Annotated in this window: 16 protein-coding genes; all 16 read right to left on the minus strand. The window is 42.8% G+C overall.

Annotated elements, in window-relative coordinates; translation table 11 throughout:
• Positions 1-26: 26 nt before the first annotated feature.
• The 16 genes from BR30_RS0105345 to BR30_RS0105425 all read right to left on the minus strand — a co-directional run bounded on the left by BR30_RS0105345 (position 27) and on the right by BR30_RS0105425 (position 16730).
• Positions 27-815, minus strand: a complete 789-nt coding sequence (locus BR30_RS0105345; protein ID WP_231507630.1) for an SDR family NAD(P)-dependent oxidoreductase — start codon at positions 813-815, stop codon at positions 27-29.
• 23 nt (positions 816-838) lie between these two features.
• The gene (locus BR30_RS0105350; RefSeq protein WP_026564113.1) at positions 839-1348 is read right to left on the minus strand and encodes an aromatic-ring-hydroxylating dioxygenase subunit beta; all 510 of its coding nucleotides are present in this window, start codon (positions 1346-1348) and stop codon (positions 839-841) included.
• 48 nt (positions 1349-1396) lie between these two features.
• On the minus strand, positions 1397-2701 hold the full coding sequence (locus BR30_RS0105355) for an aromatic ring-hydroxylating oxygenase subunit alpha (protein WP_026564114.1): 1305 nt from the start codon (positions 2699-2701) through the stop codon (positions 1397-1399).
• A 97-nt stretch (positions 2702-2798) separates the two neighbouring features.
• Positions 2799-3584: an aspartate dehydrogenase gene (nadX, locus tag BR30_RS0105360; RefSeq protein ID WP_026564115.1), complete on the minus strand. Its 786-nt coding sequence runs from the start codon at positions 3582-3584 to the stop codon at positions 2799-2801.
• A gap of 12 nt (positions 3585-3596) precedes the next feature.
• Entirely contained in the window at positions 3597-5042 is a 1446-nt protein-coding gene (locus BR30_RS0105365; RefSeq protein ID WP_026564116.1) for an aldehyde dehydrogenase family protein, read from the minus strand.
• A 12-nt stretch (positions 5043-5054) separates the two neighbouring features.
• Positions 5055-6743: a thiamine pyrophosphate-binding protein gene (locus tag BR30_RS0105370; RefSeq protein WP_026564117.1), complete on the minus strand. Its 1689-nt coding sequence runs from the start codon at positions 6741-6743 to the stop codon at positions 5055-5057.
• Between the two features lie 199 nt (positions 6744-6942).
• On the minus strand, positions 6943-7734 hold the full coding sequence (locus BR30_RS0105375; protein ID WP_026564118.1) for an SDR family oxidoreductase: 792 nt from the start codon (positions 7732-7734) through the stop codon (positions 6943-6945).
• Between the two features lie 18 nt (positions 7735-7752).
• Entirely contained in the window at positions 7753-8667 is a 915-nt protein-coding gene (locus BR30_RS0105380) for a VOC family protein (RefSeq protein ID WP_026564119.1), read from the minus strand.
• 122 nt (positions 8668-8789) lie between these two features.
• On the minus strand, positions 8790-9326 hold the full coding sequence (locus BR30_RS0105385; RefSeq protein WP_026564120.1) for a cupin domain-containing protein: 537 nt from the start codon (positions 9324-9326) through the stop codon (positions 8790-8792).
• Between the two features lie 152 nt (positions 9327-9478).
• Entirely contained in the window at positions 9479-10756 is a 1278-nt protein-coding gene (locus BR30_RS0105390) for an MFS transporter (protein ID WP_026564121.1), read from the minus strand.
• A gap of 283 nt (positions 10757-11039) precedes the next feature.
• Positions 11040-11831: an IclR family transcriptional regulator gene (locus BR30_RS0105395; protein ID WP_026564122.1), complete on the minus strand. Its 792-nt coding sequence runs from the start codon at positions 11829-11831 to the stop codon at positions 11040-11042.
• Positions 11832-12020: 189 nt separating this feature from the next.
• Entirely contained in the window at positions 12021-13097 is a 1077-nt protein-coding gene (locus BR30_RS0105400) for a copper resistance D family protein (RefSeq protein ID WP_026564123.1), read from the minus strand.
• A 2-nt stretch (positions 13098-13099) separates the two neighbouring features.
• Positions 13100-13645 (minus strand): copper resistance CopC family protein, encoded by a 546-nt coding sequence (locus BR30_RS0105405; protein ID WP_026564124.1) that lies wholly within the window; start codon positions 13643-13645, stop codon positions 13100-13102.
• Positions 13646-13839: 194 nt separating this feature from the next.
• Positions 13840-14589 carry a twin-arginine translocase subunit TatC gene (gene tatC / locus BR30_RS0105415; protein WP_026564125.1) on the minus strand — a complete coding sequence of 250 codons (750 nt, stop codon included), beginning with the start codon at positions 14587-14589 and terminating at the stop codon, positions 13840-13842.
• A 108-nt stretch (positions 14590-14697) separates the two neighbouring features.
• Positions 14698-14904, minus strand: coding sequence for a twin-arginine translocase TatA/TatE family subunit (locus BR30_RS0105420; RefSeq protein WP_026564126.1), 207 nt, complete (start codon positions 14902-14904; stop codon positions 14698-14700).
• 71 nt (positions 14905-14975) lie between these two features.
• Positions 14976-16730: an alkaline phosphatase D family protein gene (locus BR30_RS0105425; RefSeq protein ID WP_026564127.1), complete on the minus strand. Its 1755-nt coding sequence runs from the start codon at positions 16728-16730 to the stop codon at positions 14976-14978.
• Positions 16731-16749: the final 19 nt, after the last annotated feature.

The following is a 16749-nucleotide window of genomic DNA, read 5'->3' on the forward strand; positions in this document are numbered from 1 at the left end:
ATTCCCCCAGTTATTTCATGCTAAAATCAACCCAGTCCGCGAACAGCCAAGCCCCCATCACTTGAAATCACTTCACCGGTAATCGCACGGGCCTGATCGGAAGCAAGTAGTAGATAAGCTCCCACATGGTCTTCCGATTGCATCGCAATTTGGAGTGGATTTCGTTTCTTAATACTCTTCTCTTTTGTCTCATTATCGACTGTTTTTACAAAGGGCTGAAGCGGCGGAATGACATGAAGTTCGGTTAACGTTCCTCCAGGTGCCACCGCATTGACACGGATATCTGGTGCTAATTCAAACGCCAATTGCCGCATTAACCCGATTTGGGCATGTTTGCTCGCCGTATACCAGACTCCTCCGCCATCAGGATAAAACCCGGCCCCAGAAACCGTGAAAATCATATTCCCGGCTGTTTTCTTAAGTTCCGCAGTAACTGCTTTTGCCCCGTTAAAATATCCCTTAACATTGATAGTAAATAGCAGGTCATAGGCATCAGACATCGCTTCCGGAGTGACATTTTCAAATTTGGCGAATCCATCGAAGACACCAGCATTAGCCACAAACACGTCTAATTTGCCGTATGTTTCGACAGCTGTTTGCACTGCTCGCACATGGTCTTCATAAACAGTCACGTCACCTTCAACGCATTGAACCTGTTCTCCAAATTGCTGTTTGAGCTCTTTTAGCCCGGCTAGAGACCGATCCAGGATGGTGACCACAGCACCTTCTTTCACAAATGCCTCGGTGACAGCCTTTCCAATTCCGGAGGCACCTCCGGTCAAATAAATTGATTTTCCTGTGAGTTGAGCCATCATGGTGTTCCCTTCTACTTTAGCTATTATACAAAAATCGCCAAATTCCTTGTATTTAATGTCGTTTGGTCCACAATAAAAAACCGCTTAGATAGCTTCCATTCCCCATCAACATACCTAAATTCATCTTGCCGTTCGCCCGAAATTAGATCGTGATGGATATCAGTACTGCGGCTGCGGTAGATGGTTAAATAACTGTGGACGACTGCCTTTTCATTCGGAACGTACTCGAGCAGGCGCACGTTATTGACCGACCTCCGTGTCCGCGACGGCGGTATCTCAGCCCAGGCGTAATCCGTTTTTAAGCGATCAACGCGGATTTTCAATAATTCAATATCATCATCAAATGCAAACATATCTAAGGAATAATCGGGTCGCTCAATCCCTTCCTTATTGACCCGAACCGGCATTTGATAGGAAATTTCCGGATGAAGGAGGCTGAACCAGCCATCAAAATCAATATCATCAAGAAACTTGGCCTCTACATACAGCCATTGTTCAAATTCATAGGTTGCCAGCATTTTCTCTATACTCATCATGAATCCTCCCATCATTCACACATATTTCAAAAAGGCTCTTTCGCATCACGTCGTCATTAAATCGAGCCAGTAACGATAAAAGTTCCTTTGATTGGCCTCGGTAAATTTATCATCAAAAACCACCCCAGGACCTACAAAATCCTCGACAGGTTGACGATGTAACCCCATCGTATAATTAAAGGTCAACTGTTTCACTAAAGGCATCGTACCAGAGGCGGCCGCAGTAATATCCGTAAATACCTCGGTATCATCCTGTTCAAAAATACCGGATGGACTGAAGGTTAAAATAAACGACTCACGAGAGCGCTTTTTCCAATCGAGTGAAGCATTTTTCTCGACTAAAAACCAAGTAATAACCTCCATTTTGTCAACACCCACCGGTCTCCAGAGACGAACCGAAGTATTGGAAATCAACTGGCCTTTTACCTTTGTATGAGAAATCAAGAAGGATAGATTTGGAAAAATATTCCCAATCATATTTTTTATATTAGACAAGACGTCATATTGTTCTTCGGTTAAATTGGACTTAAATTCATCCTTGAGTTCTTCAGGAAAAGCAAAATCAGGATTCGGCGTGCCAAGATTTAAGCCATGTCCATGGTTTGTATGGATTTGATACCCTTTTTTGGAATAAGTAGCACTTGGAACCATTCCTAATTTAACAATCGAGCCGTGCGTCACCATCGTATGATAGGAATCGCCAACAAAATTATCGGCACCAATTTTCCAATTCGATTGAATAATAAATCGTTGCGGCGGCCCTACGACTTCCATTTCGGCACGGCCCACTAAAATATCAAGGTACCATTTAAAGTCACCTAAAAAATCTTCTAATGATTCTGCTTCGTCATTCCATGTACCAAAGATCAGGCCTTTGTAGGTTTCAATTCTGACTTTATGAAGCCCTAAACCCGATTTATCAAAGCCTTCACCGTAAATATCCTTTTGCAGCGGAACGCCGACACAGTCGCCATTGTTTTTAAAATTAAAGCCATGATATGGGCAGGTAAAGGAAGATTTATTACCGGCATCTGCCCGGCAAAGCTTCATGCCGCGATGGGTACACATATTATATAGACCACGAATTTCACCATCAGCACCACGTGTAAGAATGACAGAATAACCAGCTACATCTCTCGTAATGAAATCATTTTTATTGGGGATTTCAGATACATGACCAATAAACAACCAAGTTTTTAAAAATACTTTCTTGTGTTCAATGTCATAAATCTTTGGGTCACCTAAAAGCGAGGCAGGAATGGAACCTTCTTCTGGTCGAACGGATTCGATTAAGTATTCAATAGCTTCTTTTTGCGACATTTCTTCAAGATTGATGTTCGTTTTAATCATAGGCCTATCCCCCTAATTTTTTCCTCATATTCACAGGAGAATGATAACAACACTTCGGGGTTCCCCTGTTTTTTACTATAATATAATTATTTTACCATTATCCCACTATAACGACCGAATCCTTATTTTTCAAAACAGACAATACACTCAGCGCAGCCAAGTAACTCGTCTTCGGATTATTTGGCATTGGATCATTTTCCACTTGAAGTGATAGTTTTCCGAAAGAACCGGATGCCTCAATCGTGTGACTATTTTTCCTCACGGTTGGATCAGAGATAATTTTCACACCTGTTTGATCTGGACCCAGCCCCGCCAAAGACAAAATAATCGATACATTAATATTTTTCGGGAATAATTCAATCGCTTCATTTGCTGAGCCTTCGAACATCACTTGTTCTCGGTCAGCAGGCGCTCCAGGAAGTGCTTGGGGCGGTTTCCTAGTAATAATAGAAACCGATTCTAGTTCGCCTATCGATTTAGCTGCCTTCAGGATATCCAATCCACCGATGGCCCCTGCGGGTAAATGGATTCTCGTGCCGCTTGCTTGACAGATCCTTTCAAGTTCCCGGTAAAAATCCACATTGGCTAAAGCACCCACACTGCTTAACACTAAATCTTTGCCACTTGCTAGAATCGCAGCCGCATTGTCTTTCACCACTTCAATGGTCGCCGCTTCAATCACCACGTCAATCGCAGGATCTTCGATTAACAGTTGAACATCCTGATAGTCTTCTGTATCAAATTCAGCAGCAAGCTGCTCCGCCGTTTGTTTGCTCCGTGTATAGAGGCCGACAATTTTACCACCTGGAAGAAGTCCTTCGATATTAATGCGTTGAAGGAGGAACTTGCCAATATTTCCTCCCCCAATTAACCCTATTCTCATCTAGATTCCCCCTTAATTGGCCAAACCATAAGAATCTGCGAAATATTCGAGCCCGCAATGTCTCGTTTCACGAGAAAGACCGCTTTCCTTTAATCCAGGGAAATCAAGATGGAGGTCTTGGAAAACCGTATGATTATTATGAAAAACTGCTCCTGCTTCCAATCGGTCCGCTAATTTTACCGCTAACGCCTCATCCTCTGTCCAAACAGACGCTCTTAAACCAAATTCACTGTCATTGGCTAGTCGTACGACTTCATCAACATCCGAGAACGGCAAAATCGGAATCACTGGGCCGAATTGTTCAGCACGCACAATTTCACTTGTTTGCTCTACTCCAGTAATAATCGTCGGTGCAATAAAATAACCTTGTTCCCACGATTCCGGATTGAGTTGAATTCCGCCCGTAATGACATTCGCTCCTGCATCAGCAGCTCGTTTGATTAAGCCGTTTACATAGTCATATTGTGACTTGTTATTTAATGGACCCATCTCCACATCCGTTTGAATCCCATCCCCAACTCGAATGCGACTGAATTCCTTCGTTAATTTATCAACGATCTCTTCATAACGGGATTCGTGCACATAGATCCTTTTAATGGCGGAGCACACTTGTCCAGCCGCACGAAGAACACCAAACCTGAGACGTTTCACAGCCTCGTCATCTAAATTAGCATCAGCCAGAAGAATCGCTGCATCATTTCCGCCCAGTTCCATATACAGTTTTTTGACGGTCCCAGCAGCGGCACGCATAATTTCCTTACCCGTTTCGGTACTGCCAACGAATGCAATCGTGCGAACCCGCGGGTCGGAACATAATGCATCCCCAATCACACCGCCGGAACCCGTTACCACATTGATGACTCCATCCGGAAAGTAGGATGCAACCACTTTTAAAAACGTCATAATCGTTAAGGGACAGCTGGTCGCCGGCTTCACCACAACAGTATTTCCTGCCAACACCGCAGGAATGACTCGCTTAAAGGTAAGAATCAGCGGTGAGTTCCACGGTGAGATGATCGCTGCCACCCCGCGCGGACGCTTGCGGATCTGCACCTTTTGACCACCTGGCAAGCTTTCAGGCTGCCACCACTCTAATAATTCTTCTGCTCCCTGCTTCATTATATCGACACATCGAAGCAAATCCTTCTTTGCTTCAACCAGTACCTTGCCATTCTCGCGAACTAGTAAACTAACATTCTCTTCCACGATGGCCTTAATCTCCTCAGCTGCGAGCCTCATCCGGTTAGCACGGTCCTCAATCTCACTTTGCGACCAGCTTTCATAGACTTTCGCTGCGGTTCCCACTGCTTCTTCTACATCCGCTTTTGAACATAAAGCAACTTCGCCGACCACTTCACTCGTCTGTGCTGGATTAATGACTTTTACTGTTTTTTCGGCTTGGATCCACTGACCGCCAATTAAGTATTTTCCTGAAACATATGGATGTGTTGAAATCACGTTTATTCCTCCCTACAACTTTTTCGGTTTGAAAGCATCGGCTGCACCTGGAGGACCTCCAAATGGTTTTGCCATCGGTCCGACTGCTTCCATATCGACCACAATCATGCTAGGCTTTTTGCTTGTAACGGCCTTTTCCAGCTCCGTGACAAATTCTGCTGCTGAACCAATTCGCGCGGCATCAAATCCCATCGATTGCGCTAATAACACAAAGTCAGGACTCATTAAATCAACCGCTACCTGACGGCCATATGCCGCATCCTGAATATTTCGGAGCACTCCGTACCCCGCATCATCAAATAGAACGACAATCAACGGCAGTTTCTCTTGGGCAGCGGTGGCCATTTCGCCGACATTAACCATAAAGCCGCCATCTCCCGCCATCAATACAACAGACTGATCCTTATTGGCCATTTGTGCACCAATTGCTGTTGGCAGCCCTTGGCCGATTCCCCCTCCAGACGCGTGAATCGATGTTCTAGGCTCATTGATTTCAAATAATCGGCTTCCCCACACATTTGCCTGAACGGTGACATCCCGGACTAAAATGGTGTTTTTAGGCAGCACGTTTCGCATTCCATCGAGTATTTGTTCATAGGGACCAAGTGTCGCGCGTAGTTGGGTTCGTAATTCTTCCCGAACAGACTGTACTTCATCCAGATAGGAAGGATCCGGAACTACTGATGTTTGAGCTAATGCCTGTTTTAATCCTTGTAAAATTAGTTTGGCATCGCCGACAAGTCCATAGCTAGTTTCATAGTTTCGATTCATCGCCTGCCAGTCTGCATCAATCGCGATATGTTCTTTGGGAGCAGGGACTTTCCAATTCGCAGTTTCATTTCCTCTAAATCTCACGCCAATACTGATCAACAAATCGGCATCTTTCAAGAGGTTTTTCGTTAATTCATTTGCAGCAAAATGGCCAATACATTGAGGATGATTTTCAGGAATACTTCCTTTACCCGATTGGCTGGTGATCACGGCTGCCCCAATCTTTTCGGCAAGGGCTGTCACCTCTTTGGATGCACCAGAAGTAATCACCCCTCCTCCTGCCCAAATAACCGGCCGGCGAGCATGACTAATTTTGCTTACTACCTCTTCAGGTAAGGTTGGAATGGTTTGATTGGTTGGAGCTATTACGCTGAATGCCTCAATCGAATGATTTGGAATAATGGCCGATTGAAAATCAATGGGGATTTCAAGTGTTACCGGTCCTGCTGGATAAGCAAATGCGTCTTGGATCGCTTGTCTAACGACGGCAGCTGCTTGCTCAGGTTTTCTTAACCGAACGGCCTTTTTACTAGCGCCTTCCATCATCGATAACTGGTCTTTACATTCATGAATATAGCCTCTGCCCGTTCCTAAGTAAGGGGAAGCCACCTCGCCGGTCAGATGAAGAACCGGTACACCTGCGGCCCATGCTTCAATTAGCGAACCGGCTGCATTTCCAGCCCCTGTTCCTGTACTCGTAATCACGACGCCCAATTTTCCTGTCGCTCTGGCATAGCCATCTGCCATATTTGCTGCTCCACTTTCCCCGCGGGAACAAACTAAATGAATACTTCCTTCTCGGAGAATCGCATCATAAATCGGCATATTGTGGATACTCACAATTCCAAACGCTACTTCGACGCCAGCACGAACAAGTTCTTGGACCACTGCGTCAGCTGTTGTAAATTCTAATTGCTTAACTTCACTCATTATTCATTCCTGCCTTTATCTATGATTTTAGCTATGTTAATGGTATTGTTGATTTCCACTCCAGGCACTTCGCTTTCCGCAGGCGTGACGGGGAGCCTCCTCGTCGCTGCGCTCCTGCGGGGTCTCCCCTGCCCCGTACTCCTGCAGGAGTCTCGCGCCTTCCGCTCCAATCAACAATGAGTTATACTATAGTATCTAATTAAAGCGCTTTCCCGAGCGCTCCTGCTGTTTCAATGGTTGAACCTGATACATAGCTTGCTTTATTTGAGGCTAAAAATAAGATCACACTGGCTACTTCCTCTGCTTCTCCTACTCTGCCTAAAGGGATATTCCGCTTTTTCGCTAAGTCTGCATAATAGTCTTCAGCGTTCATATCCGGAGCATTTTTCAATCTTCTCCGTTCCCATTGATCGGTTCGAATTAAGCCTAAGCTGACTGAGTTGACTAAAATATTATCGGACGCAAGTTCTTGCGATAATGTCTTGCTTAAATTTAATAATCCTGCTCTCGTTGCCGCCGTGGCAATCATATGTCTTTCCGGCTCTTTTGCTAAGGTTGCATTAATATTAACGATGCGGCCGCCGCCTCGTTTAAGCAAATAAGGATGAACTGCCTTCACCGCATAAATAATTGCAAAGTATTTCAATTGAATTTGCTGCTGCCATTGTTCGTCGGTAACATCAAAGAAATGTCCCATCACACTTTGTCCGGCCGCATTGACAAGAATATCAATTCCGCCAAAATAGTCTGCTGCACCGCTGATAAATTCATTGACTTCATCTCTATTGGTGACGTCACAGGTTGCGGCAAAAATGGAGGATGTTAATCCAAATTTCGTGAGGTGATCATAAGCTTGGTCTTTGCGCTCACTATTTCTGCCGCAAACCGCGACGCTGGCCCCTTCCTGAAGAAACATCTCTGCTGTTTTTAAGCCAACACCAGAGGTCCCCCCCATAATGACCGCTACCTTACCCTTTAATCCTAAATCCATCATGACACCCCTTTTCGGCTATACCAATGTTTTTACATCGACCCATCCTGGGTCTGGCACTCCACCCATCGCGGCTCGTGTTTCTGGTTTTGGCGGTCCGGCAATGCCCCATTGGTCCATTAGATGCGGTACCCTCTTCCAGACTCGTGCCCGCCATTCTGACTCATCTTCAATCGTTTCTAAGTAACAGGTATACTCCATGACAAACTTCCCGGGATCTTGAAAATAACAGAATACATTGTTTCCAGGACCATGGCGGCCTGGGCCCCAAATCTCTTGATAGCCTGCTTTTCTTACATTACTTATTCCTCTCATGACCTCATCGACGGTATCGACTTCATAGGCGATATGGTTAACAGAGGCGTGAGCATCCTGATTAAAAGCAATCGAGTGGTGTTTTCGGTTACAGCGCAAGAAGGACATTTGGTGCTCACTCCAGTCAGTCACCTTAAACCCTAAGACATTCGTATAAAAATCAGTAATCATATCCAGGTCTTTCGTGTTCATTACGACGTGGTTCAGTTTGACCGGATCGACATTTTTCTTGTTCCAAATCGAAGTATGAATTTCAACCCAAGCGGATAATTCAATGCAGCGATTTTCTGGATCGACAAAGCGCAAGCCATATCCTTTTCCTTCTTCATCTAAATATCCTGGCTGAGAAACAATCTTGACACCTTTTGAAGCAAGGATTTCCGCGGCGCGGTCGACCGCATTTTTATCCACCATTCCAAACGCGATATGGTGCAGTCCTCTTTTTTCACCTGCATGCAAGCTTAAAATATGGTTTTCTGGACCTGCTCCGCGAAAATAAACCGATTGTTCATCTTGAGCCACTTTATCTAGGCCCCAAATCTTTTCATAAAAATCAGCTTGTTCTTGGAGAACAGGGGTAATTAAGCTGATATGCCGTAAATGAGTAATACCTAACATCTCGCCACCTCCACATTCTTGTACTTTTAAAGGAAACAGGGATGATCCTGGGTTCATGTAAGAGGACCATCCCTGCCACAGGTAATCAGGGAGCATGTTTAACAAACTGCCTAATTGTAAAATTACTTTCCGTTAATAATTGCTTCTCTTTCCTTAGCACGCTGGATGCGAAGTTCTTCTAACGCACTGCCTTTTGGATAGGTCGGTAAATTCGGCTTTACTGCTCCTAACATGACAAGCATTAATGCCTCTTCCTCGGTATCATTGCGGAGGCCGCGGTAGACTCCTGGAGGGGAGCTAATGCAATCCCTTTCATTTAAGACAATTTCATGGACTTCACTTTCGCCCTCTTCTTGAATAAGAGCAGTTACGCTGCCTTTGATCACAAAGAAAACTTCTTCGACATCATCATGTAAATGAAGCGGGCCCATACACCCTGCTGGTAAAACCATCGTGCTTAAAGTAAAGTGTTCAGCTGCAATCACATTCGAATCATTATTCGCTGTGGCACCGCGGCCGATATATCTCATTTGTGCCCGGCGATAAGCTGGATCAATATCTTCCTGGAACTTCAACACATTCCAATCGAGCGTACGATCCTTTAACCTCGCCACATATTTTTTCTCAAATGCTTCTACCGAAAATTTTTCCTCAGACATCAAAAACACTCCTTTTGTTTTATATATAAAACATTGTTTTCCTTATAAACCAATAATAAATCCCAATACCCTAATTGTCAATTAAAAATATTGAGAAAATTTAATATTTAAAACTACGTTTTATATACGTAACGTTAATTTCGATAAACATACTAAATCGTCACCCGGTTGGGAGGTACACTCTCAATCCTTAATTCTGATGCTTCTCTTTTCAAAGTAAACAGATACGCAACGAATCCAAGCGCAGCTGCAATAATCAACATAATAATGGACGGTCCAAAGTCCCCGCCTGCGATATCAACCATAAAGCCCATAATATAGCTAGAAAACCCGCCTAGAATGTTCGTGAAACCCATTAATCCAGCGGCACGGCCGGCTGTTTCAGGTGTCGAGAATTTAACCATAAATAAGTTACTTAAATGGAATACGCCCCCTTGTGTTCCCATCGCTAAGCCCATGCAGATCCCTGCCATCACTGGCTGCGGAGAAAGAATCGCTGCTGTTAAAAAGGTGGCTGTCAAAAGAAATAGAATCGTCGCAAGTAAACTAGGACGCTTAGTTTTATCCGCCAAATACCCGCAAATTAGAACGAATCCCAAGGCAAAGAGCCATGATAACGAGGTGATTCCAGTCATAGCCTCTCTTGAGAATCCTTTCGCACCAACTAAATAAGTAGGAAGCCAAATACTAATCCCAAAAAATAAGAACGATGACACTAACATGCCGAACCAAACAATCCAATAACGGTAGTCTTGAGCAAAGTTTTGTTTTTTCGTTGTTACCTTGGAATCTGTTTGACGAATATAAGCTAATTCCTTTGGATCCAATCGTGGATGTTCTTCAGGAGTATCACGTGTAAGGAAGATAAACATGGGAAGAACAATTAAAATATTAAAAGCTGCTAAAACAAAAAAGGCAGCTTGCCAATGGAAAGTAGCAATCACAAGTGTTAAGATAACGGCTCCACATGCCGGTCCTAAATAGTTTCCTGCCAGCCATGAAGATTGCGCCCGGCCGAGTTCGCGCTGGTGGAACCAATTTGAAATAAATTTTCCACAAATTGGAATCATCATTCCTTCACCGATACCAAGAATGACACGGCTCAAGATAAACATCTCGTAGGAAGTAGATAACCCGCCAACCACCATGGTAATTGCCCAAACAGTTAGACCGATAATGCCTGTCTTCCTTGCTCCAAGCTTATCAATGATAAAGCCCCAAAAGATATTGGATAAGGCATAAGAAATCGTAAAGATAAAAGTAATCATTCCAATTTTTGCGTTCTTATCGGCACCAGTTAATCCTAGATCAGTTAAGAAACCTTGATCGGTTTGGATAATCGAAATCCCTAATTTATCAATTTGTCCAAAAAACCAAAAAAAGAAAATAGGCATGGCAATATAAATCCAACGTTTATTCGTTTTCAGCAAGAAAAGTGCCCCCTTTTTGTTTTGAATCCCAATGAATACGCTTCCATAAGATTTTATTATCTTTTATATAATATTTCGATGCCCCAAACGGACTTTTATCCCTCCTTTAATATTTTCCAGCAGCGATAAATATGTTTTATATACAAAACAAAGTTTGCTACTAAGTTTATTTTAAAGTTTTGGGAAAATTGTGTCAACCGTAATTATTCAAATTGTTTTATTTAATAAAATACGTTTTGTATATAAAACAAACAAAAAAAGCTTGCGATGGTCCGCAAGCTCACTAATTTATTTTCGCATGATAGCCCATAAAGCCAGAAAGAATTTCGGAAGTTTCCAGCACTTTAGGTACAGCTATTTTTTCAATAAAATCTCGGTTGAACGTAGCCTCAGTTGCAACCAAATTAAGCGCGGCCAATACTTTACCTGTCCGCTCAAAAATAGGTGCAGCCACGGACTGAATTCCATGGTGGAATTCTCCCTTTGTAATCGCATACCCCTTTTGCCTGATTATTGCTAACTCCTGCCCAAAATCCATATAGTCGGTTTGCGTTCGCTCCGTATAGGGTTTTAAATTCGAGCCGAATAATATTTGGTTTAGTTTTTCTTGTGGCTGATAAGCCAGCTGCACCTTTCCATTAGCAACCGCATGGGCGGGCAGTCTTAATCCGATATTCACATTGACCGCGGACACCCCGCGGACAGGTGCACTGCCGACATAAACGACTTCTTGACCATCCAAAATAGATAGATGGCAAGATGCCCCTGTCTCATCCCTTAATTTTTCTAAATAAGGCTGCGCAATTTCCGGGAGTTTTAATGTACTTAAATAAGCAAAGCCTAATTCTAGCACTTTCGGAGTTAAACTGTAGCGTTTCGTGTGTTCATCTTGGTCGAGATATCCAAGTGTTTGAAGTGTATACAATAATCGGAACGGAACAGTTCGACTCACATCGAGTTCTTTTGCAATTTCTACTAAGGATAATGTCGGACGTTCTTCACTAAATAACTTTAAAATCTCCAATCCCCTTACTAGCGAATTGGCATTATATCTGTCCTTTTCTTCTTTTGCCATCAGCAATTCACCATCTCATTGTTATTAATTTACTTATTCTACAATCATATCAAAGTTACGCAAAGAAGGATATTCTCTAATGAGAAAATCTAGGACGATCCCATTAAAATGAGCAGGGTCTACACAGAAGAATAAAAAGGGACTGAAAATTTCAGCCCTTTTTGTGTTGTTTGTATTATCTGACTGGACTTATATGACAATAGACAGAATTAAACCAAAATACAATGCTACGATAAAACCAACACCAAACAGGACTCCTAGAATAGGCTTTACCCTTTTAAAACTAATGATAATCATTAACAAAAATAGGATAGAAACAATGATTAGTAGTCCCGTTTGAATGGACGGTACTAAATCCAACTGTAAGGTCGAAAGGATATTTTTCCCCAATAACCATTCCACCCACTTAGATGCACCTTCCGACTTCACAGTGAATTCAACCTCATGTGGTGGCGATAACGTTCCCATCACCGCTGTAAAGTAGAAAACGAGCAATAAAATAACGCTTTCTGCTTTTACCCAGGGTTTAGGATTAAAGGTAGGGAGTTTTAATACTTTTCTTGAAAGCACACCATTTATTAAGGCAAAAACTAATACGGGAACGATACTAATATGCTTTAAAAGAAGCATTTGTCCATACGGCAAGACCCAAGTTTGTACATAATCTCTAGGTTCAACTACAAATAACATTAGATAAATCCCACTAATAATGATGATGATAATGCAGAAAACGGCAAAAGGCGTAAACCACCGTAAAAATTCAGACCAATTTGACCACTCTTTAGAGAACCAAGCAACATGAATAAGTATCCCTGTCCATAATGTAATAATTAGAAAATGAGTGCTATGTGACAGCAATCCTGGCCAAAATGACAGTGAAGCAGAATGGCTGGAATATCCAACTGCTAATATCATCAATAGCAGCAAGATGGTTTGCACATATTTGGAGCCTTTTAGCAAAATCGCTAGATATAGGAATGTAGCCATAAACCCAATAAAAATCCATGCTTTTCCTACTTGGAAGTCCAACAAAACAGATTTTATGGCTAAGGGAAGACCAACTCCACCTTGAAAATAGGAAACAGTCTGGGCAATAGGACCTAATGAGAAAATAATAATTCCAAGTGTGGAAAGCAGTAAAACTGGTACTGGAATATTTATTTTTGGTTTATTTGTTTCAGGTACAAACTGCAAAGCCACATGCCCGACAAGAATCGAATACAACAAATAATTACCGAATTCTGCAATAGGAATTAACAACCCCATTATTAACGTTTCCTTCTGAATAAAAGGAATACTCCAATGACTAAAATGAGGACGACCACACTAATAATAATATTCTTCATATTTGATGTAGAATCCGTCGAATCATTTTTTGTTTTTTCCTGGTTAGAATTCTCTTTTTTAGGTTCTTCCTTTTTTGGAGTAACGGGCTGTTTTGTTTCAACTTTCGGTTCTTCCTTCACTACCTTTTGCACTGTAAATGGAATTTCACCAGATATAGGGTGACCATCTTCGCCAGCAATACTCCACTGTACCGAATAAGTACCATTTTCTAAGGCTGTTGATACGGTACCGATTAGTTGATTGTCGTTTGGGGTAACACTTACTAAAGGTATTTCCTTACCATCTTTTACTAAAGTCATTGTGCTTAACGATTCAATCTTTCCTTCATATGTAAGAACGATTTCTTTAAGGTCCTCTTTAACCACTTGTCCAGAAGTTGGATTGGATGTGGTTAATTCAGTATGGGCGCTGGCAATGGAAGGAAGCATTACCAACATGCCAACTAGTAAAAAAAGTAATTTTTTCATTTTGTATATCCTTTCTTGATAGCCAATATTTTTTTACACATTCCATTCATTATAACATCATCATTTTGAATCAAAACCCACAGATTTTCAATTTCTTTGAACTCATCAAAAATAAAAGGATGAAACCATTTCGGTATCATCCTTAAGTATTTTCCAATTTATATTAATTCTTTTCACTGATGATCTGTTGTGAATCATCCGCTTTCCGGTAGACCATCGTTCTGTAGAGCCGCTTCAAGCAGCAATTTTTTCCTGTAAACTATCTTAGACAAGGATACGCTCACTTCATATAGTAGAAGCAATGGAATCATCACCAGAAAATCTGAAAGAAAATCAGGCGGAGTGATCAGAATGGATACAACAATTAGACTAAAATAGGAGAGTTTCCTCGCCTTGGCTAGCCTAATTGGATTGAGAATACCTAATCTTGTTAAAAACATCACCACAAGCGGCATTTCAAACAGAAAGCCAAATGGCAGTGTTAGGTTGATCATGAACCGAAAATATTTTTCAGCTGTGAACATCGTTTCAAATTGTCCTGCTGAAAGACTCGTTAAAAATCCGAGCACAATCGGAAACAGCACGAAATACCCGAATGAAATCCCTCCAATAAATAACAGGAATAACCCAGGGATGAACCTTAAGGTCACCTTACTTTCTTCACGATTCAGCGCAGGGGCCACAAAACGCCACGTCTGGTAGGCAGCTACTGGAATAGTTGCAGCGACTGCAAATACTGCTGCGATCATCATGTAGACCCAGAGGATATCACTCGGACCAAGGATAGCCAGTTTTCCATCCAGATCCTTCACAAGCCACTTATAAATGTCCTTGACGAAAATAAAATTGGCAATTAGAAAAGTAACAAAAGCCAGTACCGTCATAATCAAACGCCGGCGAAACTCCTCTAAATGATCTGTCAGACGCATATCTTTGGTGTCCATACTAGAAACCTCCTTTTTATTCTTACGCGGTTAGGTGAAAGTTACTCCAATCTTCCTCCGCACACATAGAAAGAGAGCTGACGGGCAGACCGCCTGCTCTCTTTTCTATTAGTTTTCCTTTCTCACAGCGGAAAGTGCAGGTTTTTTCTCTTCCTCTTTGTGATCATCAGATACTAATTCCTTTGCAGCTCCTTTGAATTCGGTTAAGGTTCGGCCAAATGCCCGACCGATTTCCGGCAGCTTTGATGGCCCGAAAATGATTAGAGCAATGACGAGTACTAAAATTAACCCTGGGATACCAATATTGGAAAGCATATAAGTTCATCTCCTCTAAGTGTCAGTAGGGGTGATTCAATAATGTCTTTAAACCAAGCCTTTCAACTAAATTAATTAGTAACGGCTCCACGCTTTTTCTTTTTCTCCATTTGGATTTCATGCGCTCGTGTGTGGGCTTTATGCCGGTCTTCTTCGACTTCTTCAGACATTTTGACACCCATAGGCACTGTAGTTGCCGCTATTTCCTGTATCCCTGCCTGATCTCTCTTATAAACAAATGATGCTCTTGTGGAAATATCAGCTCCAGGCTCGGTTACGAACGGAACAACACGGTAATCTGCACGCCATTGCTCTGGAGTAACCTGGCATCGAACGTATCCGCGGTAATTATTAAAGAATTTGATGTGCGGGTTATCCGCTAAAGATTTGGCTGTATCTGCACGCCAATCCGATCCATTTCCTCCTGTTGTAATCGATGTTCCCACAAACTCTGCTCCAAAAATCGGAGCGTCTGGATTGTTATAATCAGTGGTCAGGTTAGAAGCCCAGCTTGCATGGACATCTCCAGTAATAACGATTAGGTTGTTGATGTGATTGCTAGCAACGAAATCTGTGACACGCTGGCGTTGTGCCGGATAGCCGTCCCATGAATCCATGCTGAATTTTGGTGCCGTGCTTGTTCCGGATTTGCGCTGCGCAAAGAAAATCTGCTGGGCAAGGACGTTCCAATGAGATTTAGACTTTCCTAGATTGTTAAACAACCATTGTTCTTGCTCAGCACCGAGAAGTGTACGCTTTGGATCTAAGGATTCCGGTGTATGAGCTTTCGTACCATCACCATTCGCCTGGTCATCCCGGTACTGGCGTGTATCAAGAACATAGAAGTTCGCTAAATCTCCATAAGTGAAATCCCTGTATAATTGCATCCCGCCATCGTGAGGCAATGAGGTCATGCGGAGCGGCATGTGCTCATAATATGCCTGGTAAGCAGCGGCACGGCGCTTGATAAACGCTTCAACAGACTGGTCCTTTTCTGGAATGACATTTGCGTAATTGTTTTCCACTTCATGGTCATCCCATGTAACCACCCACGGGAATGCAGCGTGTGCAGCCCTTAGGTGTTCATCTGAACGATATTGGGCATGACGAGTACGGTAATCTTCAAGCGTGATAATTTCATCGCCTTTGTGGGCACGGACATTGCCCGTTGCAGAAAGATACTCATTCGTACCGTATTCATATATGTAATCGCCGACGTGGAACACAAGGTCGAGATCCTCTTTCGCCATATGCTTGTACGCCGTATAATAACCGTGTTCATATTGCTGGCAGGAAGCGAATGCGAACGTCATGCTTGCTACACTGGCACCTGCTGCCGGAAGGGTTTTTGTTTTTCCAACAGGGCTTAGTTCATTTCCGGTCTTAAATCGGTAGAAATACACCGTGTTCGCCTTCAGCCCGCTCACTTCTACATGGACAGAATGCGCGAGGTTAGGCGAGGCATGTTCTGTTCCTCGTTTAATTACGTTTCGGAAGTTTTCATCTGTTGCAACTTCCCAATTGACTGGAACGATATGAGATGGCATCCCTCCGCCGTTTAACGGATCCGGAGCCAACCTTGTCCATAAAACGACACTATCAGATAACGGATCTCCAGAAGCGACACCAAGTGTAAAAGGATATTCGCTGAAATTCGGAGCCGCATCAACTTTAAATCCTCCCATTGACTGAGCAATGGCCAACCCTAGGGACAGTCCTGCTATTTTGCCAGCACCATAAAGAAAGCTGCGGCGATCTACATTCTTTTTCAAATTCCTTTCGGTAAAATTCCTAATTAATTCGTCCAAAGTTCTCTCATTTGTCATGATTTCTTCCCCCTCAGAT

The organism is Bacillus sp. UNC41MFS5, from assembly GCF_000686805.1.

Excerpts from the sequence above, each read along its gene's own strand:
- BR30_RS0105345 (WP_231507630.1), bottom strand. The coding sequence starts at position 815 with ATGATGGCTCAACTCACAGGAAAATCAATTTATTTGACCGGAGGTGCC.
- BR30_RS0105350 (WP_026564113.1), bottom strand. The coding sequence starts at position 1,348 with ATGAGTATAGAGAAAATGCTGGCAACCTATGAATTTGAACAATGGCTG.
- BR30_RS0105355 (WP_026564114.1), bottom strand. The coding sequence starts at position 2,701 with ATGATTAAAACGAACATCAATCTTGAAGAAATGTCGCAAAAAGAAGCT.
- nadX (WP_026564115.1), bottom strand. The coding sequence starts at position 3,584 with ATGAGAATAGGGTTAATTGGGGGAGGAAATATTGGCAAGTTCCTCCTT.
- BR30_RS0105370 (WP_026564117.1), bottom strand. The coding sequence starts at position 6,743 with ATGAGTGAAGTTAAGCAATTAGAATTTACAACAGCTGACGCAGTGGTC.
- BR30_RS0105375 (WP_026564118.1), bottom strand. The coding sequence starts at position 7,734 with ATGGATTTAGGATTAAAGGGTAAGGTAGCGGTCATTATGGGGGGGACC.
- BR30_RS0105380 (WP_026564119.1), bottom strand. The coding sequence starts at position 8,667 with ATGTTAGGTATTACTCATTTACGGCATATCAGCTTAATTACCCCTGTT.
- BR30_RS0105385 (WP_026564120.1), bottom strand. The coding sequence starts at position 9,326 with ATGTCTGAGGAAAAATTTTCGGTAGAAGCATTTGAGAAAAAATATGTG.
- BR30_RS0105395 (WP_026564122.1), bottom strand. The coding sequence starts at position 11,831 with ATGGCAAAAGAAGAAAAGGACAGATATAATGCCAATTCGCTAGTAAGG.
- BR30_RS0105400 (WP_026564123.1), bottom strand. The coding sequence starts at position 13,097 with ATGGGGTTGTTAATTCCTATTGCAGAATTCGGTAATTATTTGTTGTAT.
- BR30_RS0105405 (WP_026564124.1), bottom strand. The coding sequence starts at position 13,645 with ATGAAAAAATTACTTTTTTTACTAGTTGGCATGTTGGTAATGCTTCCT.
- tatC (WP_026564125.1), bottom strand. The coding sequence starts at position 14,589 with ATGGACACCAAAGATATGCGTCTGACAGATCATTTAGAGGAGTTTCGC.
- BR30_RS0105420 (WP_026564126.1), bottom strand. The coding sequence starts at position 14,904 with ATGCTTTCCAATATTGGTATCCCAGGGTTAATTTTAGTACTCGTCATT.
- BR30_RS0105425 (WP_026564127.1), bottom strand. The coding sequence starts at position 16,730 with ATGACAAATGAGAGAACTTTGGACGAATTAATTAGGAATTTTACCGAA.